20 protein-coding genes and 2 tRNA genes are annotated in these 22,220 nt (G+C 64.4%); 4 read left to right on the top strand and 18 right to left on the bottom strand.

From position 1 onward, the window contains the following. Window positions 1-76 precede the first annotated feature (76 nt). The 4 genes from nrdF to nrdH form a co-directional block, all read right to left on the bottom strand. Entirely contained in the window at window positions 77-1,051 is a 975-nt protein-coding gene (gene nrdF, locus ACIP9X_RS12045) for a class 1b ribonucleoside-diphosphate reductase subunit beta (RefSeq protein WP_400479971.1), read from the bottom strand. Window positions 1,052-1,142: 91 nt separating this feature from the next. Continuing rightward, window positions 1,143-3,299 carry a class 1b ribonucleoside-diphosphate reductase subunit alpha gene (gene nrdE, locus ACIP9X_RS12040; RefSeq protein WP_400479970.1) on the bottom strand — a complete coding sequence of 719 codons (2,157 nt, stop codon included), beginning with the start codon at window positions 3,297-3,299 and terminating at the stop codon, window positions 1,143-1,145. 26 nt (window positions 3,300-3,325) lie between these two features. After that, window positions 3,326-3,844 (bottom strand): class Ib ribonucleoside-diphosphate reductase assembly flavoprotein NrdI, encoded by a 519-nt coding sequence (gene nrdI / locus ACIP9X_RS12035; RefSeq protein WP_400479969.1) that lies wholly within the window; start codon window positions 3,842-3,844, stop codon window positions 3,326-3,328. A 54-nt stretch (window positions 3,845-3,898) separates the two neighbouring features. Further along, complete coding sequence (nrdH, locus tag ACIP9X_RS12030; protein WP_076802586.1) at window positions 3,899-4,144, bottom strand: glutaredoxin-like protein NrdH; 246 nt, start codon at window positions 4,142-4,144, stop codon at window positions 3,899-3,901. 505 nt (window positions 4,145-4,649) lie between these two features. Between nrdH and ACIP9X_RS12025 the strand changes: the two genes are divergently transcribed. Beyond that, complete coding sequence (locus ACIP9X_RS12025) at window positions 4,650-5,567, top strand: LysR family transcriptional regulator (protein ID WP_400479968.1); 918 nt, start codon at window positions 4,650-4,652, stop codon at window positions 5,565-5,567. A 45-nt stretch (window positions 5,568-5,612) separates the two neighbouring features. Next, window positions 5,613-6,119 (top strand): DUF2004 domain-containing protein, encoded by a 507-nt coding sequence (locus ACIP9X_RS12020; RefSeq protein ID WP_400479967.1) that lies wholly within the window; start codon window positions 5,613-5,615, stop codon window positions 6,117-6,119. Window positions 6,120-6,225: 106 nt separating this feature from the next. Here the strand turns inward: ACIP9X_RS12020 and metE are convergent, their stop codons facing one another. Together metE and ACIP9X_RS12010 are read right to left on the bottom strand one after the other, a co-directional pair. Continuing rightward, on the bottom strand, window positions 6,226-8,556 hold the full coding sequence (gene metE / locus ACIP9X_RS12015; RefSeq protein WP_400479966.1) for a 5-methyltetrahydropteroyltriglutamate--homocysteine S-methyltransferase: 2,331 nt from the start codon (window positions 8,554-8,556) through the stop codon (window positions 6,226-6,228). A gap of 76 nt (window positions 8,557-8,632) precedes the next feature. After that, window positions 8,633-9,598, bottom strand: coding sequence for a methylenetetrahydrofolate reductase (locus tag ACIP9X_RS12010; protein WP_400479965.1), 966 nt, complete (start codon window positions 9,596-9,598; stop codon window positions 8,633-8,635). Between the two features lie 408 nt (window positions 9,599-10,006). Between ACIP9X_RS12010 and ACIP9X_RS12005 the strand changes: the two genes are divergently transcribed. After that, window positions 10,007-10,204, top strand: coding sequence for a hypothetical protein (locus ACIP9X_RS12005; protein WP_400479964.1), 198 nt, complete (start codon window positions 10,007-10,009; stop codon window positions 10,202-10,204). A gap of 33 nt (window positions 10,205-10,237) precedes the next feature. Here ACIP9X_RS12005 and ACIP9X_RS12000 read toward each other — a convergent pair whose 3' ends face one another. From ACIP9X_RS12000 to ACIP9X_RS11985, 4 genes are all read right to left on the bottom strand, one after another. Beyond that, window positions 10,238-11,437, bottom strand: a complete 1,200-nt coding sequence (locus ACIP9X_RS12000) for an ROK family protein (protein WP_400479963.1) — start codon at window positions 11,435-11,437, stop codon at window positions 10,238-10,240. A 178-nt stretch (window positions 11,438-11,615) separates the two neighbouring features. Continuing rightward, a complete protein-coding gene (locus ACIP9X_RS11995) occupies window positions 11,616-12,758 on the bottom strand; it encodes a class I SAM-dependent methyltransferase (RefSeq protein ID WP_400479962.1) in 1,143 nt (380 codons plus the stop codon). 75 nt (window positions 12,759-12,833) lie between these two features. After that, entirely contained in the window at window positions 12,834-13,991 is a 1,158-nt protein-coding gene (locus ACIP9X_RS11990) for an NAD(P)-binding domain-containing protein (RefSeq protein ID WP_400479961.1), read from the bottom strand. 130 nt (window positions 13,992-14,121) lie between these two features. Further along, window positions 14,122-14,197, bottom strand: a tRNA-Ala gene (locus ACIP9X_RS11985). 242 nt (window positions 14,198-14,439) lie between these two features. Here ACIP9X_RS11985 and ACIP9X_RS11980 point away from each other — a divergent pair. Continuing rightward, entirely contained in the window at window positions 14,440-14,829 is a 390-nt protein-coding gene (locus ACIP9X_RS11980) for a hypothetical protein (protein ID WP_400479960.1), read from the top strand. Window positions 14,830-14,886: 57 nt separating this feature from the next. Here the strand turns inward: ACIP9X_RS11980 and ACIP9X_RS11975 are convergent. From ACIP9X_RS11975 to obgE, 8 genes are all read right to left on the bottom strand, one after another. After that, window positions 14,887-14,959, bottom strand: a tRNA-Ala gene (locus ACIP9X_RS11975). Between the two features lie 151 nt (window positions 14,960-15,110). Further along, window positions 15,111-15,521: a ribosome silencing factor gene (gene rsfS / locus ACIP9X_RS11970; protein ID WP_400479959.1), complete on the bottom strand. Its 411-nt coding sequence runs from the start codon at window positions 15,519-15,521 to the stop codon at window positions 15,111-15,113. 43 nt (window positions 15,522-15,564) lie between these two features. After that, window positions 15,565-16,977: a hypothetical protein gene (locus tag ACIP9X_RS11965; protein WP_400479958.1), complete on the bottom strand. Its 1,413-nt coding sequence runs from the start codon at window positions 16,975-16,977 to the stop codon at window positions 15,565-15,567. A 7-nt stretch (window positions 16,978-16,984) separates the two neighbouring features. Next, a complete protein-coding gene (gene nadD, locus ACIP9X_RS11960) occupies window positions 16,985-17,644 on the bottom strand; it encodes a nicotinate-nucleotide adenylyltransferase (protein ID WP_400479957.1) in 660 nt (219 codons plus the stop codon). Window positions 17,645-17,657: 13 nt separating this feature from the next. Further along, complete coding sequence (locus tag ACIP9X_RS11955) at window positions 17,658-17,882, bottom strand: hypothetical protein (RefSeq protein ID WP_400479956.1); 225 nt, start codon at window positions 17,880-17,882, stop codon at window positions 17,658-17,660. 103 nt (window positions 17,883-17,985) lie between these two features. Then, the gene (locus ACIP9X_RS11950; protein ID WP_400479955.1) at window positions 17,986-19,335 is read right to left on the bottom strand and encodes a glutamate-5-semialdehyde dehydrogenase; all 1,350 of its coding nucleotides are present in this window, start codon (window positions 19,333-19,335) and stop codon (window positions 17,986-17,988) included. 26 nt (window positions 19,336-19,361) lie between these two features. Next, a complete protein-coding gene (proB, locus tag ACIP9X_RS11945) occupies window positions 19,362-20,459 on the bottom strand; it encodes a glutamate 5-kinase (RefSeq protein WP_400480152.1) in 1,098 nt (365 codons plus the stop codon). Window positions 20,460-20,523: 64 nt separating this feature from the next. Beyond that, window positions 20,524-22,113 (bottom strand): GTPase ObgE, encoded by a 1,590-nt coding sequence (gene obgE, locus ACIP9X_RS11940; RefSeq protein ID WP_400479954.1) that lies wholly within the window; start codon window positions 22,111-22,113, stop codon window positions 20,524-20,526. Between the last annotated feature and the right edge of the window lie 107 nt (window positions 22,114-22,220).

The raw sequence follows: 22,220 nt of genomic DNA, 5'->3' as shown, positions 1-22,220 counted from the left end.
GGTTTTCGCCAAATCTCCGGTCCCAAATCGCCAACTAGTCGTTGAACCGCCAACTAGCCTCCGATCTCACAACGTACTAGAAGTCCCAGTCCTCATCCTCGGTATTGACGGCCTTGCCGATCACGTACGAGGATCCCGAACCCGAGAAGAAGTCGTGGTTCTCGTCGGCGTTCGGAGACAGGGCCGACAGGATAGCCGGGTTCACGTCCGTGACTGAAGCCGGGAACATGGCTTCGTAGCCTAGGTTCATCAGCGCCTTGTTGGCGTTGTAGTGCAGGAACTTCTTGACGTCCTCGGCCAGGCCGACGCCGTCGTAGAGGTCATGCGTGTACTGGACCTCGTTCTCGTACAGCTCGAAGAGCAGTTCGAAGGTGTAATCCTTGATCTCCTGCCGGCGCGCCTCGGAAACCTTCTCCAGGCCCTTCTGAAACTTGTAGCCGATGTAGTAGCCGTGCACGGCCTCGTCACGGATGATCAGGCGGATCAGGTCTGCCGTGTTCGTCAGCTTGGCGCGCGACGACCAGTACATCGGCAGGTAGAAGCCCGAATAGAACAGGAAGCTCTCCAGCAACGTCGAGGCCACTTTGCGCTTCAATGGATCGTCGCCCTGGTAGTAGTCCATGACGATGTGGGCCTTCTTCTGAAGGTTCTCGTTCTCGGTGGACCAGCGGAACGCCTCGTCGATCTCCTTGGTGGAAGCTAGCGTGGAGAAGATTGAGGAGTAGCTCTTGGCGTGCACGGACTCCATGAAGGCGATGTTCGTGTACACAGCTTCCTCGTGCGGTGTAAGCGCATCCGGAATCAGCGAAACGGCGCCGACGGTGCCCTGGATGGTGTCCAGCAGGGTCAGGCCCGTGAACACGCGCATGGTGAGCTGCTGTTCGGCCGGGGTCAGCGTATTCCACGACTGGACGTCGTTGGACAGCGGCACCTTCTCCGGCAGCCAGAAGTTGTTCACCAGCCGGTTCCAGACGTCAACGTCCTTGTCATCCTGGATGCGGTTCCAGTTGATCGCCTCGACGTGCGTCAAAAGCTTGACCTTCTCGGTCATGTCATCCCCTAAAAAGTTGGGTGGGTTCTTAGTTAAAGCGTACGACGGCGGGCGGGCGCCCGCCGTCGTACCGTGAGGATTTAGTTGAAGATTAAAGCATGCAGCTGACGCAGCCGTCCACCTCCGTGCCCTCCAGCGCGAGCTGGCGGAGACGGATGTAGTAGATGGTCTTGATGCCCTTCTTCCAGGCGTAGATCTGGGCCTTGTTGATGTCGCGAGTGGTGGCGGTGTCCTTGAAGAACAGCGTCAGGGACAGGCCCTGGTCCACGTGCTGCGTGGCTGCGGCGTAGGTGTCGATGACCTTCTCGTAGCCGATCTCGTACGCGTCCTGGTAGTACTCCAGGTTGTCGTTGGTGAGATACGGCGCCGGGTAGTACACGCGGCCCAGCTTGCCTTCCTTGCGGATCTCAATCTTGGACGCCACCGGGTGGATCGAGGAGGTCGAGTTGTTGATGTACGAGATCGAGCCCGTCGGCGGAACCGCCTGCAGGTTCTGGTTGTAGATGCCGTGCTCCATGACGGAGGCCTTCAGCTCGCGCCAGTCATCCTGCGTGGGGATGTGCACGTTCTTGAAGAGCTCCCGCACCTTCGCGGTCTGCGGCACCCACTCCTGCTCCGTGTACTTGTCGAAGAACTCCCCCGAGGCGTACTTGGACTTCTCGAAGCCGCCAAACGTCTGGCCGGTCTCGATGGCCAGCAGGTTGGACGCACGGATGGCGTGGAACACCACCGAGTAGAAGTAGATGTTGGTGAAGTCCAGGCCCTCTTCGGAGCCGTAGTGGACCCGCTCACGCGCCAGGTAGCCGTGCAGGTTCATCTGGCCGAGGCCGATGGCGTGCGACTGGTCGTTGCCCTTCGCGATGGACGGCACCGAGGTGATGTTGGACATGTCGGACACAGCCGAGAGCGAACGGATCGCCGTCTCGATGGTGCGGCCGAAGTCCGGCGAGTCCATGGTCTTGGCGATGTTCAGCGAACCCAGGTTGCAGGAGATGTCCTTGCCGGTCTCGTCGTAGGACAGGTCATCGTGGTACGTCGTGGGCTGGGAGACCTGGAGGATCTCGGAGCACAGGTTGGACATGATGATCTTGCCGCCGATCGGGTTTTCCCGGTTCACGGTGTCCTCGAACATGATGTACGGGTAGCCGGATTCGAACTGGATCTCGGCGAGGGTCTGGAAGAACTCGCGCGCCTTGATCTTGGTCTTCTTGATCCGGGAATCGTCCACCATCTCGTAGTACTTCTCGGTAACCGAGACGTCGGAGAACGGCATCCCGTAGACGCGTTCGACGTCGTACGGCGAGAACAGGTACATGTCCTCGTCCCGCTTGGCCAGCTCGAATGTGATGTCCGGAATCACGACGCCGAGCGAGAGGGTCTTGATGCGGATCTTCTCGTCCGCGTTCTCCCGCTTGGTGTCCAGGAACCGGTAGATGTCCGGGTGGTGCGCGTGCAGGTACACGGCGCCGGCACCCTGGCGGGCGCCGAGCTGGTTGGCGTAGGAGAAGCTGTCTTCGAGAAGCTTCATCACGGGGATGACTCCGGAGGACTGGTTCTCGATCTGCTTGATCGGCGCACCGACCTCGCGGATGTTGGTCAGCGCGAACGCCACGCCGCCGCCGCGCTTGGACAGCTGCAGCGCGGAGTTGATGGAGCGGCCGATCGACTCCATGTTGTCCTCGATGCGGAGCAGGAAGCAGGAGACGAGCTCGCCGCGCTGCTTCTTGCCGGCGTTCAGGAACGTCGGGGTGGCGGGCTGGAAGCGGCCCTCGATGATCTCGTCGACCATCTGGGTTGCCAGTTCCTCATTGCCGCGGGCCAGGTGCAGGGCGACCATGCACACACGGTCCTCGTAGCGCTCCAGGAAACGCTTGCCGTCGAACGTCTTCAGCGTGTAGGACGTGTAGAACTTGAAGGCGCCCAGGAAGGTCTCGAAGCGGAACTTCTTCTTGTACGCGCGGTTGAAGAGCTCACGGATGAAGTTCATCGTGTACTGGTCGAGGGTCTCGCGCTCGTAGTACTGGTTCTTCACCAGGTAGTCGAGCTTTTCCTCGAGGTCGTGGAAGAAGACCGTGTTGTTGTTCACGTGCTGCAGGAAGTACTGGTGGGCCGCCTCGCGGTCCGCCTCGAACTGGATCTCGCCGTTGGGACCGTACAGGTTCAGCATGGCGTTCAGCTCGTGGTAGCCCAGACCCTTGTAGGCGGCAGGGAGCGCCGGCTTCTCCTGCTTTTCAACAGCCGTGTCCATGGACGCTTCCTTCCCTCCGGGCCTGGTTACTTCTGTGTCTGCGACAGTCGTGTCCAAAACTCTTCCAATCCTTTTTGTACGCGGGTCACGTCTTCTGGCGTGCCCATAAGTTCAAAGCGGTACAGGTGCGGAACCTTGCACTTGGCCGCAATGATGTCGCCCGCCATGCAGTAGTTGTCACCGAAATTCGTGTTGCCGGCCCCAATAACGCCCCGGAGCAGGCCGCGGTTCTGCGGGTTGTTCAGGAACCTGATGACCTGCTTGGGTACGGAGCCTTCGCCGCCGGTTCCGCCGTACGTGGGGACCACGAGCACGAACGGCTCACAGGCAACGAGGGACTCGTCCTTCGCATGCAGCGGGATCCTCGCGGCGTCCGAACCCAGTTTCTCGATGAAGCGCCTGGTGTTCTCGGAGGCCGAGGAGAAGTAGATGAGGCGGCTGTGTGTCTGGGTGACAGGCGTCTGGTTCACGGGCGTCCTGTTCAAAGGCGTCGCGTCAGCAGCCTGGGCTGCGACCGGCGCATCGGCTAGTGCCGGCGCGGCCATGGGAGTCACCTCACCTACTTGGGAATTCTCTGCCTGAAACGGCGTGGTGCCGCCCTATGCCACCGAAGCAGAGGCGCTCAGCGCCAGCTCTTCGATCTTGTCCGGGCGGAAACCTGACCAATGGTCCTGGTCCGTAACCACGACCGGGGCCTGCATGTAACCGAGCGACTTCAGGCGCTCAAGGGCGTCCGCGTCCTGGGAGATGTCCACGCTCTGGTAGGCGATGCCCTTCTTATCCAGCGCACGGTACGTCGCGTTGCACTGTACACAGGCCGGCTTGGTGTAAACCGTAACGGTCATGGTTCCTGTCCCCTTTGTTGAAGTCACTGCTGCTGCACTCTTCTAAGACCTGGTTCGGGTCTCTGTATTCAAAATCTCTGCCATCATTGCGGTGGACTCTGCCGGACCTACTGTCCAGTACTGGCTGCGCCGGTCTCCCGCTCAATCTGTATGTCGATACTACATGTAGTGCACGGCCTCGGATGAGACCCCAAGATGATGTATTACAAGTATGTCATTTAATGCACTTTTAATCCACAGGCCGGGGGCTTCAAAATGTCCGGATTTCCGCGATTTTGGCGTACGGCATCCACACCCTGTGGAGTAGTTGCACACATTTAAACGCCAGCGTGTCGCTGGGTAGCACGGCGTGTCGCGGCAGGTGCGGGGGCCGTTTTGCTGTGGTGCCGGGCACAACGAACAGGGCTGAAGGCAACCTTCCGGCCCTTGAATGTGATCAAGCGAACCCGGACTGCAGCCACCCGTTGTTTTCCCGCCTGTGTTTGAGGCGGAGTAGTGTGGGCTGGTGGTCAACCCCGTACATCTGAGGACCCTGCTGGAAGTGACCAGGCTGGGATCCTTCGCGGCTGCAGCGAGCCGGCTTGGCTACACGGCCTCCGCCGTGTCCCAGCAGATGACCGCCCTGGAGCGGGACACCGGAGTCCGCCTGTTCCAGCGGGCGGCCCGCAGCGTGGTCCCCACCGACGCCGCATTCGTGATGGCCCGGCATGCCGCAAAGGTGCTCACCGACATTGAGGCCCTGATGGCCGCCGCCTCCAAGACCCACGACACCACGAGCCAGGAGCTGCGGCTCGGCATCTTTCCCAGCCTCGCCACCTATGTTCTTCCCGCGATTCTGAAGAAGCCGGCCTGGAAGGATCTTGGCATCGACCTGCGCGTTTCAGTTGCCGAGCCGGCGCAGACCATCCAGGGGCTCCGCACCGGCGGGGACGTGGATGTGGCGCTTGTGTACCAGGTGGGCCAGTCGGGACTCGCGTGGCCTCACACCATCAACCGGCAGTGGATCGGCGACGACAACTTCCGTGTGGTCCTGCCCAGCGGCTGGGGCTTCCGCACCGAGGCCAAGGTTGCGGCAGACCATCTCTCGGACATGCCGTGGATCATGCACCACCCGGGCACGAGCGACGCAACAGTGATTGAACGGCTCTTTGCCAGCTGCAACCTGCATCCGCGCGTCGTTGCCTACAGCGATGACTTCCACGCGAGCCTGGAAATGGCCGCCGCCGGCCTGGGAGCGGCATTGGTGCCCGAGCTTGCGTTGCGGCACCGCCCGCCTGGCGTGGTGGTGCTCGATGTCCCGGAGATCCGGCTGGCCCGGAACGTCTTTGCGTTGCTGATCAATGAGAGGAAAACCGCCCGGGTGCAGCTCTTCGTTGACCTCCTGGCCGACACCCTCGCCAGTCTGAGCTCTTCAGATAAATAGGGACCGATGCTGGAATGCTCCGCTTTTCGGGTCTATGTTGAAGATATGACCAAGGTAGCCAGCCAGCACTTCGGAGAGATCGAGCTCAACCACGGCAGTGACCACAACATTGCCACTGAGCATGAGCTGGCCGGCCAGCGACTTGAGCTGGACCTGAACATCACGGCGAATGACCACTTCGATGAGGCCGCCATGCACAAGGTGGACTACCGCCTGCGCTACCTCCCCGAGCTCGTGGACGAGGTCCGCGAGATGATCGCCGAAGAGCTGGAGCAGGAAGGCACGAGCCCCCACGAGTATCTCCGCTTCCACAGCAACGCGCTCAAGGACGAGTACCTGCAGAAGGTTTTCGGCGTTACGGACAAGAGCCAGCTCACCAGCGCAGTCTTCCTTAAGGCCCTGAAACTGGGTCACGTCGGCATTTTCCCCGGCCAGCCCGAACGCTACTTCGTCCTCGACTTCACTCTCGGCCAGCACTTCACTGACGAGGTGCTGGTGGCGTCGGCGGATGAGGACGGCGTCGTGGACGACGAGATCGTCTGGGAGTCCTGAGGTTCGGCAAGCTCAACCACGGCTCCAGTTAAACGCCGACGGCGGGCGGTCACCCCAAGGTGACCGCCCGCCGTCGGCGTCTCAAGCTCGATCAGCGGCTACATTCCTATTTTGCGCCTTCGAGCACTTCGGCGCGGACTGTCTTGGTGGCCTTAACCAGGTTGCGCAGGGACTCTTCGGTCTCGGCGTAGCCGCGGGTCTTCAGGCCGCAGTCCGGGTTGACCCAGAGCTGGCGCGACGGAACGTGCTTGACGGCCGTGCTGAGAAGCTCGGTCACTTCCTGCTCACCCGGAACACGCGGCGAGTGGATGTCGTACACGCCCGGGCCCACGCCGCGGCCAAAGCCGTGGGACTCGAGGTCGTGGACGACCTCCATGCGGGAGCGGGCCGCCTCGATTGAGGTCACGTCGGCGTCCAGGCCGTCGATGGCGTCGATGATGGCACCGAATTCCGAGTAGCACAGGTGCGTGTGGATCTGGGTTTCGTCAGCTACGCCGGCGGTGGACAGGCGGAACGAGTTGACGGACCAGTCCAGGTACGCGGGCTGGTCGGCCTTGCGCAGCGGCAGTAGCTCGCGCAGTGCGGGCTCGTCCACCTGGATGATCTTGATGCCGGCGGCCTCGAGGTCGGCGATCTCGTCGCGCAGGGCCAGGGCAACCTGGTTGGCGGTCTCCCCCAGCGGCTGGTCATCGCGGACGAACGACCAGGCGAGGATCGTGACCGGTCCGGTGAGCATGCCCTTCATGAACTTGTTGGTCAGGGACTGCGCGTACTTGGCCCACTCCACCGTAATGGGGGCGCTGCGTGTCACGTCGCCCCAGAGGATGGACGGACGGGTGCAGCGTGAGCCGTAGGACTGGACCCAGCCGTGGACCGTGACGTCGAAGCCTTCAAGGTTTTCGGCAAAGTACTGGACCATGTCGTTGCGCTCGGGCTCGCCGTGCACCAGGACATCGAAGCCAAGCTCTTCCTGCAGGTCCACGACACGCTTGATCTCATCCTTCATGAGCTGCTCGTACTGCTCCGTGGTGAGGTCACCCTTGTTGGCGCGGGCACGGGCGGTGCGGATCTCGGACGTCTGCGGGAACGAACCGATGGTGGTGGTGGGCAGCGGCGGCAGGGCGAGAGCCTTCTCCTGTGCTGCTTCACGCACACCGTACTCGGAGCGGTTGAAGTCGGCGGAGGTCAGGGCCGCGGTGCGGGCACGGACGTCGGCACGCTGCACGCCTTCGGCCTGGGCGCGGGAGGCGATGATGCGGCTGGCTTCGTCGATGGCAGGCTGCACGGCTGCAGCGTCGGTCAGCAGACCGGCCAGGGTGACGACCTCGACGGCCTTCTGGTCGGCGAAAGCCAGCCAGCTGCGCAGCTGCTCCGACAGCTGAACTTCTTCCTCGACGTCGTGCGGGACGTGCTGGGTGGAGGTGGAGGTGCTGATGGCCAGCTTGGCCACGCTCTTGCGCAGTTCGGCGATCTTGTCCGCCGAGGCCTGCAGGTCGTTGCGCCAGATGTTGTGGCCGTCCACGACGCCGGCAACCAGGGTCTTGGAGCCCAGTGCTGCCAGTGCCGCGGCGGAGGGGACGGCGCCCTTGAAGACATCGATGTGCAGGGCGTCGATGTTGGTGGCGGCGAGGGTGCCGAGCTGGCCGTTCAGGGCGCCGTACGGCGTGGAGACGAACAGCTGGGGGCGCTTGGCCGCAGTGGAGAGGACCTCGTAGGAGCGGGCAACCGCTGCCTGGATCTCCTGCTCCGGGGTGTCCTGGTCAACCACCAGGGCGGGCTCGTCCAGCTGCACCCAGCTGGCGCCGGCGGCGGCCAGCTTCTCGAGCAGGGCGGTGTAGACCGGCAGGACGTCCTCGAGGCGTGACAGCGGGCTGAAGCCGGCGGGGGCGTCGTCGGAAGCCTTGCTCAGCAGCAGGAAGGTGACGGGGCCCACGATGTAGGGGCGGGTTTCCACGCCGTTGGCCAACGCGTATTCGAACTCTTCAACGATGCGGTTCGAGGTCAGCGTGAAGTTGGTCTCCGGGCCGATTTCCGGCACCAGGTAGTGGTAGTTGGTGTCAAACCACTTGGTCATTTCCAGCGGCTGCTGGTCCTTGTTGCCGCGGGCCAGGGTGAAGTAGCCGTCGATGTCCAGCTGTCCCTCGGCGTTGAGGAGGTTGCCGAAGCGGGCCGGAACTGCACCGACGTGCGCAGCGGCGTCGAGCACCTGGTCGTAGTAGGAGAACGTGCCCGGAACGGCGGCCGGCTCGGTCAGGCCCAGGGCCTGCAGGCGCTTGGCGGTGCCCAGCTGGATTTCCTTGGCGGCGGCGTCAAGGGCGGCGGCGTCGATCTTGCCGGCCCAGTAGGCTTCGACGGCCTTCTTGAGTTCGCGGCGGCGGCCGATGCGGGGGTATCCGAGGATGGAGGCGGACGGGAACGCGGTGTTCTGTTCAGTCATGGCAGATTCCTTGAATCGTTGGGAAAGTTTTTGCAGGTCTTGGTTGTCAGTGCGCGGGTGTCAGCTGGCAGTGGTGTCAGCTGGCCAGCTGACGGCGGCCCATTGCGTTGAGGCGGCTGGTGGCGCGTGCCGGCCTGGCAAGCGAGAGCTTGTCGAGGACTTCCATGGCGCTCTGGTGTTCGTTGAACGTGTACAGGTGGAGGCCGGGGGCTCCGGCGTCCAGGGCAGCGTTGGCCAGGTCCACCGTGGCGCTGACGCCGATGCGCGTGCGCTCTGCGTCCGAATCGGCGGCGGCCAGCCGTGCGATGAGTTCCGGCGCAGGTTCGACGCCGGTCAGCTCGCCGAGGCGCTTCAGCCGCCGCAGGCTCGTGAGCGGCATGACGCCCGGGATGATGGGGATGGTGACGCCCGCCCGGCGCGCCCTGGCGATGAGGTCCGCGTACTGCTCCGGGCGGAAGAACACCTGGGTGATGGCGAAATCCGCACCGGAACGCTGCTTGGCCAGCAGCACCTCGACGTCGTGCGCCTCGCTCGGGGATTCGGGGTGTCGCGTGGGGTAGGCTGCCACGCCCACGGCCACCTTGCCGGCGCACAGCAGGGCCGACCGCCGCTGCTCCACGCGCCGGATGAGTTCGATCAGGTCCTGGGCGTAGCGCAGAGAGCCGCTGACGGGTTCGCCGCTGTCCTTGGGCTGGTCCCCGCGAAGGGCCAGAATGCCGCGGACGCCGGCGTCGAGGAGCTCGCCGATGATCTCGGCAAGTTCGGTCGGCGTGTTTCCCACACAGGTCAGGTGGGCCAACGGCCGGAGAGTGGTCTCCAGCACGAGCCGGTTGATAAGTTCGACGGCGGTGTCCCGGTTGGAGCCGCTGGCACCATACGTGACGCTGACGTAGTCAGGGTCAGTGGTTTCAAGCTCCCGGATGGTGGTCCAGAGCGTTTCGGCCGCCGCAGGCGAACGCGGCGGAAAAAGTTCATAGGACAGCGCAACGGGGGCAGCGTCAGAAAGATTTGGATGTGTCTCAATAAGGCTAGGTGGTGACATTTGCGTCCTTGGCTATGGGCCATTGAAGGCGGGACTGCCCTGGCGGTGAGGCCCGTGCAGTATGCGGTCAATGAATTGAGTTTGGGGAACACGGAACCAACTTCGGCAGGGCGCAGCCGCGACTGTTACGCCTGAAAAGAAGCAAGTCCGTGAGCAAATGTCAGGCCCACATGGGGGCACCCACACCCTCCTTGGCGGATGCCGTGTGGCACCACCGCAGCGGAGGATCGCTGACACGTTACCTCGGTAACTTGTATAGAACTCTAGGAGCAGCCACAGGACCGGTTCAAGCCGGAAGTCGAATTAAGACGCATTCTTACGCCTGGTTTACCGCCTGCTGCAGAATTTTGTTCGCTGCTGCCCCGCAAGGCCCTCCCTTTGGAGCAGGATCAGGTCTATTCTTTTGCCATGATCCAGCTACCGCCGAGCTACCAGGAATATCTTGCCGACAAGGACGAGAGCTTTGTTGACATGGTACGTCCGGTCCTCATGCAGTCCGCCGCCGACAAGCTCCACGGTGTCCGTGTGCTCTATGTCCCGCGCGGCCACCAGGCGCACCTCGATGACACCATCCCCTACGGAACCATCGTCGAAGACATCGACTGAATCTTCCCACGCAGAATAACTGAGGCGCCGGGTTCATCCCTCAAGCAGCAGGCGCTGGGCCCGGGGCGCGAGCGTGTGCTCCAGAACCAGGGACGCAGCACCCACTGCGCCCACGTCCTCCCCCACCCCGGTTCCCACCACTTCGATGCCGTGAATGTTTCCCGCATCGCTGTTTTGCCGGATCAGTTCGGGAACCAGCTCAAGGTAGCGCTTGGACAGCGGACCCCAGAACGGCCCGCCGAAAACCACGCGGTCAACGTCGAGCGTGTTGGCCACAACGGCGGCAGCGCGGGCGACCAGCACGGCGGACCTGTCAATGATGGCGGCAGCCGCGCTGTTTCCGGTCTCGGCAGCCTCGCACAGCCGGGCGAAGCCTTCCTGCACCGCCGGACCGGACAACGGGCCGGTCCCCTCAAGAACTCCCGCAGCCCGGGCGTCAGCCACTAGGACCTGCGGGATGCAGGAAGACTTCACACACCCTCGCAGGCCGCAGTCACAGGGCGGACCGTCCGGGTCGACGATGATGTGGCCGATTTCCCCGGCGTTGCCCGAGGTGCCGCGGACCACCTCGTCATTGAGCACGATGCCGCAGCCGATGCCGGTGCCCATGTACATGAAAATGAAGCTGCCGGTGCCGCTGGCCCCGCCCGCCCAGGTCTCCGCGACGGCGGCGCTGGTCACATCCTTGTCCATCAGGACCTCCAGGCCGGTGGCGTCCGCCAGGGCGCTCCGTAGCGGAACACGGTCCCAGCCGCTCAGCAGCGGGGGCTCCACGACGGTTCCGTGGTCATGGTCGATGGGACCCGGGGCGGCGACGCCCAGCCCGGCGATCTTGGTCCGGTCCACACCGGACGACTGGGTCAGTTGTTCGATTTCAGCCGCAATGGCGCCGATGACGGCATCAGGTTTGCCGTTATCCGGAGTCCTGATCTGTGAGTGCTGCACCACCGCACCGACGAGATCCAACAGCACAAACGTCGACACGGCCGGATCCAGGTGCACCCCCACCGCGTACATTCCGGAAGGGTTCAGGCGAAGGATGGTCCGCGGTTTGCCTGGTCCGCTCCCCTCCTTGCCCGCTTCGACTATGAGGTTCTGGTCCAGCAGCCGGCGGGAAATGTTGGAGATGGTCTGTGGGGACAGGCCGACGATCTGCGCCAGCTCGACGCGGCTGAGCCCTCCGGACGAGCGCCGGACCGCGTCGAGGATGACTGTCAGGTTGAAGTCACCCATGCGGGGCAGGTTGGTTCCGCGCCTCGGTGAGGGTTGGCGGATCTCGGTCAATGAATCCCCTAAGCATCGTCGGGCGGGAAGCTATCGATGACTGAATCGTACGTTACCTGCGGGTATACGGGTATGTCCCACGCCCGGGGCTGGACCAGGAGCGACCTGGCCGCAAGGAAGGCCTGGCTTACTGCCTTTTGACGCTCACGGCCACCGTGAATTTCGGGTTTCTGCCTTTGACGCGGGTGGGTCCCACCAGGCTCTCCAGGGCGGGCAGGTACGGCAGGTGGCTGTTGAAGACTGTCCACAGCTCCCCGCCCGGAGCCAGCACACGGGCAGCCGCCTCGAACATCTTGATGCCGGCGCCTGCGTGCACGCTGGCACCCAGGTGGAAAGGAGGATTTAGCAGCACAAGGTCGGCACTGCCCGCCGGGGCCGACTCCATGGCATCATCCTGCAGCACGCTGATTTGCCCGCCCAGGCCGTTCGCCGCGGCCGTGGCTGCGGCGGAAGCGGTGGCGGCTGCTGAGCGGTCTGTCGCTATAACTGCCGACGCCGGGTGGGTGCGCGCGTACATTGCAGCCAGTATCCCGGTCCCGCACCCCAGGTCCACCGCCGTGCTTGCCGCGGGAAGTTCCGGAAGAAACTTCAATAAGAACCGTGTGCCGATATCCAGCCGCGTACCGGCAAAGACAGCGCCGTGGGCGCAGACCTTGAGGTCAAGCTCCGCGTTGTGCTCGGTCACCGGGTACGGAGGTTGCGGCTGCACGGCCCGCGGTACGGAGGCCACAAGGAGCCGGGACTTCTGGCGTGCCAGCTGAGGCTGGACCGTTTCGAAGTAACGCCCCAGAACGGTATTCATCCCGAGGGACATATGCTTTACGCGGCCGCCGGCCAGCAGCACCGTCCCCGGCGGCGCGTACCGCGCGACGGCGTCGGAAATCTCCTCGAGCTCGCCAAGGGTTCTGGGCAGCTGCAGCAGAACGAGGTCGGCATCACGCAGGAGGCCTTCTTCAAGGGGCAGCTGCTCAAAGCCGCCGTCGACGCCAAGCGCAGCCGCGTTGTTCCGCAGCGCCCGTTCCCCTGTGATGAGATCCTGGTGCACCCGAACCCGCGCCGGTGCCTGGAATGATGCCCCGGCAAGCATGCCGAGGGTGAGTGCCCCGTAACGGTCACCGATGACCGTGACGGTGCTTTCCGGCGTCAGATGGTCCGCCGCGGCCTCCAGCAGGAGCGTGTCCGTGGCGTCCCATGCCTGCAGGTTCGGCGCCTCGACATCGGGGTGTCTCCGCAGTCCACCCAGGAGATTCATCAGACTGTTTTCCGTCACGTACTGCTGCCGCCTCTTCGTTGCCGCTCTCTGTGCCCGATGTTCCTGCCAACCGGGAAGACACCCCGGGCAAACTTACCGTGCATCCGGCTTCACCGATTGCCGTCCCGCTGCAACGGCTGCGCCGAAAAAATTCAGAAGCGCGGTGACGGCGGCGCGTCCGGCACGGTTGGCGCCGATGGTGGACGACGACGGCCCGTAGCCCACCAGATGCACACGCGGTTCCGCTGCCACCTGGGTGCCGTTCATGGCGATGCCGCCGCCAGGCCCGCGCAGGTGCAGCGGCGCCAGGTGTTCCAGCTCGGCGCGGAAGCCGGTAGCCCACAGGATGACATCGGCGGCGAGGAATCCTCCGTCTGCCAGCCGGACGCCGTCGGGCTCTATGGCGCTGAACATGGGACGCCGCTTTAGGACGCCCCGCGCCGCAGCCGCGCGGAGCGTCGGCGTCCAGAGGAGTCCGGTGACGGAGACAACGCTCTGGGGCGGAAGACCCAGCCGGACGCGCTCCTCCACGAGGGCGACGGCGTCGTGTCCCGCCTTGCGGTCGAACTCGGTGTCGCGCCAAACAGGTTCCCTCCGGGTGAACCAACTGGTGGAGGTCGCGCGCGAGATTTCGTCCAGCAGCCCGACGGCAGAGATACCGCCGCCGACCACGATGACATGCCGGCCCCGGAACTCCTCAGCGGAAACGTAATCGGCCACGTGCAGCTGCCGCCCTTTGAAGGTGGACCGGCCCGGATAGATGGGCCAGAACGGCCGTGTCCATGTACCCGTGGCGTTGATGACCGCGCGAACAGACCACTCGCCGTCGGACGTCCCCACCCGCAGGCGCCCGGCCGGCGCATCGTCCTCGCGGGATACTGCGGCGACCCTCACGGGCCGCTCGATGGCGAGGCCCAGTTGACGCTCGTAGGCGTCAAAATACCGGGTGAGAAACGCAGAGCTGGGCTCGGCGGGGTCAACCTCCGGCTGCGGTATCCCCGGCAGATCGCTGATCCCGTTGACGGTGGCCATCCGAAGAGTCCTCCAGCGGTGGCGCCAGGCTCCGCCCGGACCTTCTTCGGCGTCGAGGACACGGTAGGTCAGAGAGGAGTCTGCTTCAGGTCCGGCGGGCAGGAAGCCGCGGCGGGCCAGATGGTAGGCCGCCGACAGCCCCGCCTGCCCCGCACCGATGACCAGAACATCGGCAGTCCTGGCAGGCGCAGGCACCGCGTTCGACAAGGAGTTCAGCAAGGAAGCTTCCGGTTCACAGTCCTCATCCTAATCGGCGATGTGTCGGCCGATCTGCCTGGGAGTCCCCTTCGTTCCGTTGACCCCAAAAAAAGAAGGACCGTCCTTCCGGACGGTCCTTCCCTTGTCTGCGTGGTGGAGCTGAGGGGACTCGAACCCCTGACCCCCTGCATGCCATGCAGGTGCGCTACCAGCTGCGCCACAGCCCCGTACATTGATCCCCGGCTGGTGTTTCCCGGAAGCAACCTGAATAGCGTAATGCACAACCCCGCCGGATGCGAAATCGAGGGCCCACAGCTGTCCCGCAGGCGGTGCTGGAGGGACATTCCGCCCGCCATGGACAGTCTTGAGCCGAAGTTGCGGGAACTCTTCCATGGCCTTGAGATCGATGCTGGAGTATTCAAGACAGCCGCTCCACAGGGGTGCGGTCATGGAGACGAGGGAGGCTGCGGTGGCTGATGATCAGGACCTGCCGGTGCTGGACAGCCGTGTTCTGCGCTCCCTGGCAGACGAAGCCAACCCGGGCGTGGCTCAGGCGTTTATCGACGACTACCTGCAGTTGCTGCCCGTCCGCGCCGCGACGATCCTGCGCGGGCTCGCCAGCGAGGACCAGACCGACGCCATCGAAGGTCTGGTCAGCCTGAGAGTGACATCCGCCATGGCGGGCGCGCTGAGGCTGGAAGGGTACTGCCGCAAACTCGAACACGCGCTGAAACTTGGGCACCGGCCGGATCCGGCAGCCGTGAAAGCCGTGCTGTTCGCGAACATCCGGCTGCTGGTGCGGGAAGCAAGGCGCCAGGGATACCTGCCGAGCCAGCGTCCGGATGCGCCGGAAAGCTAGGCAGCAAACAAAAAACCGCCGGAACCAGATCTTGAATCTGGTTCCGGCGGTTACCGGTGGAGCTGAGGGGACTCGAACCCCTGACCCCCTGCATGCCATGCAGGTGCGCTACCAGCTGCGCCACAGCCCCGTATTTTTGCTGCTTCGTCGCCTTCAGCTTCCGCTGTCAGGCCCGGTCCACAGTCCGGATTTCTCCGAAGCAACTCAAATATCTTAGAACAGCGATTCCGAAAATTCCAAATCGGGCATATTCCCGGCCGGCTCCGTAATTAACTCCTGGCTCAGCTGGACTGTTCGGTTTCGGAGCCCGCTGCCGTTTTCGCTGAGGTGTCATCCCCGAGATGCAGGTCCACGACGGGGCAATCCTTCCACAACCGCTCAAGCGCGTAGAAAACGCGGTCCTCCTCGTGCTGGACGTGGATCACCACGTCCGAATAGTCGAGAAGTACCCAGCGTCCGGCGGACCGCCCCTCGCGACGCACCGGCCGAAGGTCCTGCTTGAGGAGCTCCTCTTCGATGCCGTCGACGATGGCGTTGACCTGGCGTTCGCTGGGTGCCGAAGCGATCAGGAAGACATCCGCGAGGGCAAGGCGGTCGCTGACGTCCAGAGCCACAATGTCCTGGGCAATCTTGTCTGCTGCGGCCTTCGCTGCATGTCGGGCTGTGGCAATGGATGAATCAGATGCAGTCACGGGACTCCTTGTAGTGGTGTTAAACCTGGTGTTGTTGCTGAAGTCAGCGTGAGAGTCCGCTGATGATCATGATGATGCCGGCCATGAGTGCCATTAGCCCGAGGGCAAGTACTCCCACCTGCAGCAGCCGTAGCCGGTTGGCCCGGCCGAGGCCGGCTGTGGCGGCGTCCAGCGGGTCCAGCCCGTAGGCGGATTTCGCCGACACCGGAGGGAGCGCGGCAAACTCTTCGTTCGACTCTGTGTCCGGCGCAGCTGCCGGCGGGGCCGCGGCGGACTGCGGGGCCGGGGCCTGCCGGGCTGCTGGCTTCGCCGCTGGGGGCGAAGACGCCGCCCGTGCCGCGGCCTCAGCACGTGCGATGACGCGCGAACGCCCCGTTGAAGGTGCACTGCCGGCTGAACGGGGGGCCTTTGGCGGCTTGGTTCCGCGTGCCGGTACGCGCGGTCCGGGATTGGTGACGACAGGAACGTAGGACGTGGCCGGGCGCTTCATGACCGGGCGCTCCACGCCCGGCACCTGGACAAACTCCAGCGGCGTCACCATCGCCAGGTTGCTGGCAGTGGACGGACCGTTGTCCGGCTGTGCCGGCGTGTTCTTTTCGGCGAGTTTCTGTTTCGCCATGGCCCGCTTGTTGAGGATCGCCGCGCGTTCCGCCAGCGCGATCTGCTGGGCCAGGATCTCAGGGTCCACGGCTTCAGGATCGGTCGCCGCAATGTGCTCCATCTTGGCGATCTGGTTCTTCGCCTGTTCGGCGATGAGCGCACGGGCTTCGAGGGCCTGCTCAACAGTCATGCCCTCGGGCAATTCGTTGGGAATGCCAGGCGGGGTCTCCGCGGCCGCCTGGGGAGCCGTCTTCGGCTGGGCGGGAGCCTGCCCCTGGACGGCTGGCCGTGCCGGTGCGGCTGACGGAGCAGAAACCGCCGGACCTGCAGGGGTTTTACCCTGGGCAGGCGCAGCAGGATTTGGTTGGCCGGAAGCAGGCGGCACCACGGGAATGGCCGAGGTCACGGCCTTTTCCAGCTCCATCAGCCTCAGCTGGCGGCGCGTGGGCGGCCCTCCCCCGGACAGCTGCCCTTCCTTTTCCGCAAGTTCCTTGATGGTGCGCAAAGCGGCACGGTCCCTGGCCCGGACCTGCGACGAGCGCTCGGCCGCCTGACCCGCGGGGACCGAATCCACCGGTCCCGGTGCTACACGGCGGACACGGCCGGTGTTGGCTGGAGCAGCCGGCTGCTTTGCGGCAGGAGCTTTGGCCGCTGCCTGGCCGGCGGGCGCTTTGGCAGCCGCAGGCTGGTTCGCGGCAGGGGCTTTGGCTGCAGGCTGGCCCGCGGCCGCCGCTTTCGAGGCAGGGGCTACCTCGCCGGCACCGGTGGTGCCGGCCTCCCGGACCTTGCCCTGGGCTGCATCTCTGGCCTTCCGAAGTTCACGGCGGCTGCGGATGGGTGGCTGTTCCTGACTCATTGAAAACTCATTCAGTGCTGGCGGTTGCGTCTGTCTCGGTAAGCGCGGAGCTGTCTTGTTCGGCCGGCGGCGCGGCGTACAGTCCGTATTTCGCGATGTACTGAACAACCCCGTCGGGAACGAGGTACCAGACCGGGTTGTGGGCGGCCACTCGTGCACGGCAGTCCGTTGAGGAAATCGCCATGGCCGGCACCGTCAGGAGGCTGACATCCTTGCGGCCCATGCCGTCAAGTTCGTGGCCGGGGCGGGTGACCCCAACGAAGTGCGCCAGGGACCAGAGCTCATCGATGTCTTTCCAGGACAGGATCTGCGCCAGGGCGTCCGCGCCGGTGATGAAGAACAGGTCGGCGTCCGGGCGCTGGCGCCGCAGATCCCGCAGGGTATCGATGGTGTATGTGGGTCCGGGACGGTCCACGTCTACACGGCTGACCGTAAACCGCGGGTTTGATGCCGTGGCAATGACGGTCATCAGGTAGCGGTGCTCCGGTTCGCTGACTTTCTTGCTGGACTTCTGCCACGGCTGGCCGGTCGGGACGAACACTACTTCGTCCAGCCCGAACTTTGCGGCGACCTCGCTGGCAGCCACGAGGTGGCCGTGATGAATGGGGTCAAACGTCCCACCCATCACGCCCAGCCTCAACCGGCGTTGCCGGCTGCCGTGGTGCAATGCGGCAGAAATGTTAGTGGCCCTGGCCGTGGTCGTGCTTGTTGGGGTGCTGGCGGTGCGGGTCCGCGTGCTCGTCAACAGCGCTGTGGCGGTTGCCCAGGTTCGTGTAGGAGAGCGTCACAAACATCATCACCAGAAGGAGTGCGAACATCGACACGCCAAAGACCCATGGCTCGGCCCACAGCGGGGCCTTCTCTTCGTGTCCTGCAACTGACGCGGCGATCTGCTGGAGCAGCATTTTCTCCCCTAGGAATGAATAAAAGGATGACGACGGCGGAAATTCCCGCCGTTCCGGACTTCTGTACTATGTTACCGCTTTGCCGGTGCGGATAACGGCGGTGCTAGCCGCGGACCTGGCCCTCACCCTGGACAATCCATTTCGTGGTGGTGAGCTCCGTCAGGCCCATGGGCCCCCGTGCGTGAAGCTTCTGCGTGGAGATGCCGACTTCCGCCCCGAGACCAAGCTCGCCGCCGTCGGTAAAGCGCGTGGACGCGTTCACGATCACCGCGGCCGAATCAATCTCCGCGATGAACCGCTCGGCGTTGGCCAGATCGTTGGTGAGAATCGCCTCGGTGTGGCCCGAGGTCCAGGTGCGGATGTGCTGCACCGCGTCGTCGAGGCTGTCCACCATGGCAACCGCGAGGTCCAGGTCCATGTACTCGGTGGCCCAGTCCTCATCGGTGGCAGGCACGGCTTCCACCGACGCCGGCAGTGCCGCCAGGACACGCTCATCGGCGTGGAGGCGGACACCGGCCTTGGCCAGGGCCGAGGCCACCGCCGGGAGGACGTCCGACTTGGAGTGGACCAGGAGGGTTTCCACTGTGTTGCACACGCTCGGACGCTGGGTCTTGGCGTTCAGGAGGATTTCCACGGCCATGTCTTCGCCGGCGGACTCGTCGATGAAGATGTGGACGTTGCCCTCTCCGGTCTCGATGACCGGAACGGAGGAGTTGTTGATCACCGTCTGGATCAATTCACGGCCACCCCGGGGAATCAGCACGTCGACCCTGCCGCGGGCGCGCATCAGCACGTTGGCACCCTCGCGGCCGTACTGGTCCACGGTCTGGACGGCGTCGGCGGGCAGGCCGATGGAGACGAGTGCCTCGCGCAGCACCCCGATGAGGGCTTCGTTGGTGGCTGCTGCGGCAGTTCCGCCGCGCAGGATCACGGCGTTGCCGCTCTTCAGCGCCAGGCCTGCGATATCAACCGTGACGTTGGGGCGCGCTTCGTAGATGGCCGCCACTACGCCCATGGGCACGTTGACCTGGCGCAGGCGCAGGCCGTTGGGCAGGGTCTGGCCGCGGACCACATTGCCGACAGGGTCGGGCAGTCCGGCGAGGTTTTCCAGGGCGGCTGCAAGGGCCTCGATGCGGGCCTCGTTCAGGGTCAGCCGGTCGAGCAGTGCCGCGGAGGTTCCGTTGGCACGCCCGTTTTCGACGTCCTTAACGTTGGCTGCGAGAATTTCGGCCTTCCGCTCGAGCAGGGCGCTGCCGATGGCGCGCAGTCCCTTATCCTTCAGCGCACGGTTGGCGCGGGACATGCTGCGGGCTGCCTCTCGGGCGCGGTCCGCGACGGCGTACACGGCCGACTCAACCTCGGCCGGCGTGGGCTGGCTGTTTTCCGGCATGGAAGGGACCTGCGTAGCGTCGGTGGGTGTCTCTGCTGCTTGGTTCATCAGTGCCTCAGTCATCATTCAAGTCTAGGTGAGTCTGTCCGTCAGACCAGAACCAGGTCATCAACGTGAACAACTTCACGGTCAAAGCCGCGGCCCAGGGACTCCCCCAGTTCCACGGTGGAACGCCCCAGCATCTGCGGCAGTTCATCGGCCGAGTAGTTGACCAGCCCGCGGGCGATCACGGTACCGTCGGGCGCAACCATTTCTACGGCGTCGCCGGATTCGAAGTGGCCTTCAACGGCCGTAATGCCTGCCGGCAGCAGGGAAGCGCCCTTGTCCCGCACAGCCTTTACGGCGCCGTTGTCGAGAAGCAGCCGGCCTTGCACATGCGCGAGGTGGGCGAGCCACATCATGCGCACGGACTTGCGGCCGCTGTTCACGGAGAACCAGGTTCCCACGTCCTCGCCGGCGAGGGCCGCGGCGGCATTTCCCGTGGACGTGACCAAAGCCGGAATGCCTGAGTCGGCGGCCATGATGGCGGCCTCGACCTTCGTCTGCATGCCGCCGGTACCGACGCCGGCTTTACCGGTCTTCCCGATGTTGACGCCTTCAAGGTCCTCCGGTCCGTCAACCTGCGGAATCCGCTTGGCACCGCTGGAGGGAGGTCCGTCATAGAGGGAGTCGACGTCGGACAGGAGGATCAGCGCGTCCGCGCGCACCAGGTGGGCAACAAGTGCGGAGAGGCGGTCGTTGTCGCCGAACCGGATCTTGTGCGTGGCGACGGTGTCGTTCTCGTTGACGACGGGCACGACGCCGAGGTTCAGAAGCCGGTTCAGTGCCCGGAACGCATTCAGGTGGTGGCTGCGCCGCATCAGGTCATCCGCCGTCAGCAGCACCTGGCTCACGGTTACACCGTGGGCGGCGAACGCGTGGGTGTAACGGGCCATGAGCAGTCCCTGACCCACGCTGGCTGCCGCCTGCTGGGTGGCAAGGTCACGCGGACGCTTCTCAAGGCCGAGCGGCGCGAGCCCCGCGGAGATGGCACCCGAGGAGACCAGGATGATCTCGGTGCCCTCGTTGGTCTTGGCAGCGAGCGTGTTGGAGAGTTCGATCAGCGCCTCTTCGGAAATTCCGCCCTTGATGCTGGTGAGCGACGACGATCCGACCTTGACGACGATGCGCCGCGCTCTGGCGAGCATGCTCCGGCGGTCGGTCTTGGGCTCCTCGATGACAATTCCGGACGTATCAGACACGTGTGCGGGTTCACTCCTCATGTTGGGTGTTCAGTCCACTCTCCTTGAGCGGCCGTGCGGCACGGCGCCCGCTGACTGACTCTGTCCAGATGCCCGCCTTGCGTTCGGCTTCCAGCTCGGCACGCGCCGCAGCCTTCGCCTCCCGGCGTTCGATCTGTTCCTCGCGCTTCTGGGTCCGGGTGGGGCGGTCGCCGACGTCTGCGAAGCGGATATCTGTACCGCGCGGCGATGCCAGCAGTTCGGCACCGGCCATCATCGTCGGCTCCCAGTCGAACACCACGCCGTCGTCGTCACCGATTACCACGGTGTCGCCGGGCTTGGCGCCCTGCTTGAACAGCTCGGTTTCCACGCCAAGCTTCGCAAGCCTGTCGGCGAGGTAGCCGATGGCTTCCTCATTCGTGAAGTCAGTCTGCTTGACCCACCGCACAGGCTTTTCACCCAACACCCGGAACAGCGGCTCCAGGTTCTTTTCTTCGCGGCGGATCTTGAAGCCGGTCTCGTTCACCGCACGGGGGCGCAGTACCGGGGCATGCACCTTCGGCGGTGTGGCCGCCACCGAGTCACGGGCGGCCTTGACGATCTCCGCCATGGCAAATCCAAGCTGCCGAAGGCCCTCGTGGCTCGTGGCGGAAACCTCGAACACGCGGTAGCCCCTGGATTCCAGCTCGGGACGGACGAACTCGGCCATGTCCTTGCCGTCCGGCAGGTCCACCTTGTTCAGTGCGACCAAACGGGGCCGGTGGTTAAGCGGAACAACCTCGCCGTCATTGCCGGCATAGCTCATGTCAACGGCATATTTTTCGAGTTCGGCTTCGATAATGGCGAGGTCGGAGAGTGGATCTCGGTCAGATTCCAGCGTACCGCAGTCCAAAACGTGCACCAAAGCAGCGCACCGTTCCACGTGTCGCAGGAAGTTGTGCCCCAGGCCCTTGCCTTCGCTTGCGCCTTCGATGAGCCCGGGGACGTCCGCGATGGTGAACCTCACGTCGCCAGCCTGCACAACGCCAAGGTTCGGAATGAGCGTAGTGAAGGGGTAATCGGCAATTTTGGGCCGGGCAGCGGACATGGCCGCGATCAGGCTCGACTTACCGGCGGAGGGAAACCCGACCAGTGCGATATCAGCGATGGACTTCAGTTCCAGCACGATGTCGGCGGACTCGCCCTCGATGCCGAGCAGGGCGAAGCCCGGTGCGCGCCGCTTCTGGGAGGACAGGGCTGCGTTGCCTAGCCCGCCCAGGCCACCGGCGGCTGCAATGTACTCAGTGCCTTCGCCCACGAGGTCGGCGAGGACTTTACCGTCTTTGGTCTTGACGACCGTGCCGTCCGGGACCGGCAGGATCAGGGTCTCGCCGTTCTTGCCGCCGCGCCAGTCGCCCATGCCCGGACCGCCGTTGGTGGCGTGGCGGTGAGGGGCGTGGTGGTAGTCCAGCAGCGTAGTGGTTTGGAAGTCTACCCGCAGGATGACGTCGCCGCCGTTGCCGCCGTTGCCGCCGTCGGGTCCGCCGAGAGGCTTGAACTTCTCGCGGTGGACAGAGACACAGCCGTGGCCGCCGGTACCGCCGGATACGTGCAGTACTACGCGGTCTACAAAGCTCGCCACGGTGAATCTCCTCTGTGCTTAATTTGGCCGTGTTGGAACGTCCAAATTGATTGTAATGCGGTTAAAAGACCAGTGGAGCGGGCCATCATGGCCCGCTCCACCGGTTT

The organism is Arthrobacter sp. NPDC093125 (assembly GCF_044754225.1).
Taxonomy (GTDB): domain Bacteria; phylum Actinomycetota; class Actinomycetes; order Actinomycetales; family Micrococcaceae; genus Arthrobacter.
The sequence above is the reverse complement of the archived record's forward strand: the minus strand, read 5'-3'. Positions and strand labels throughout refer to the sequence as shown.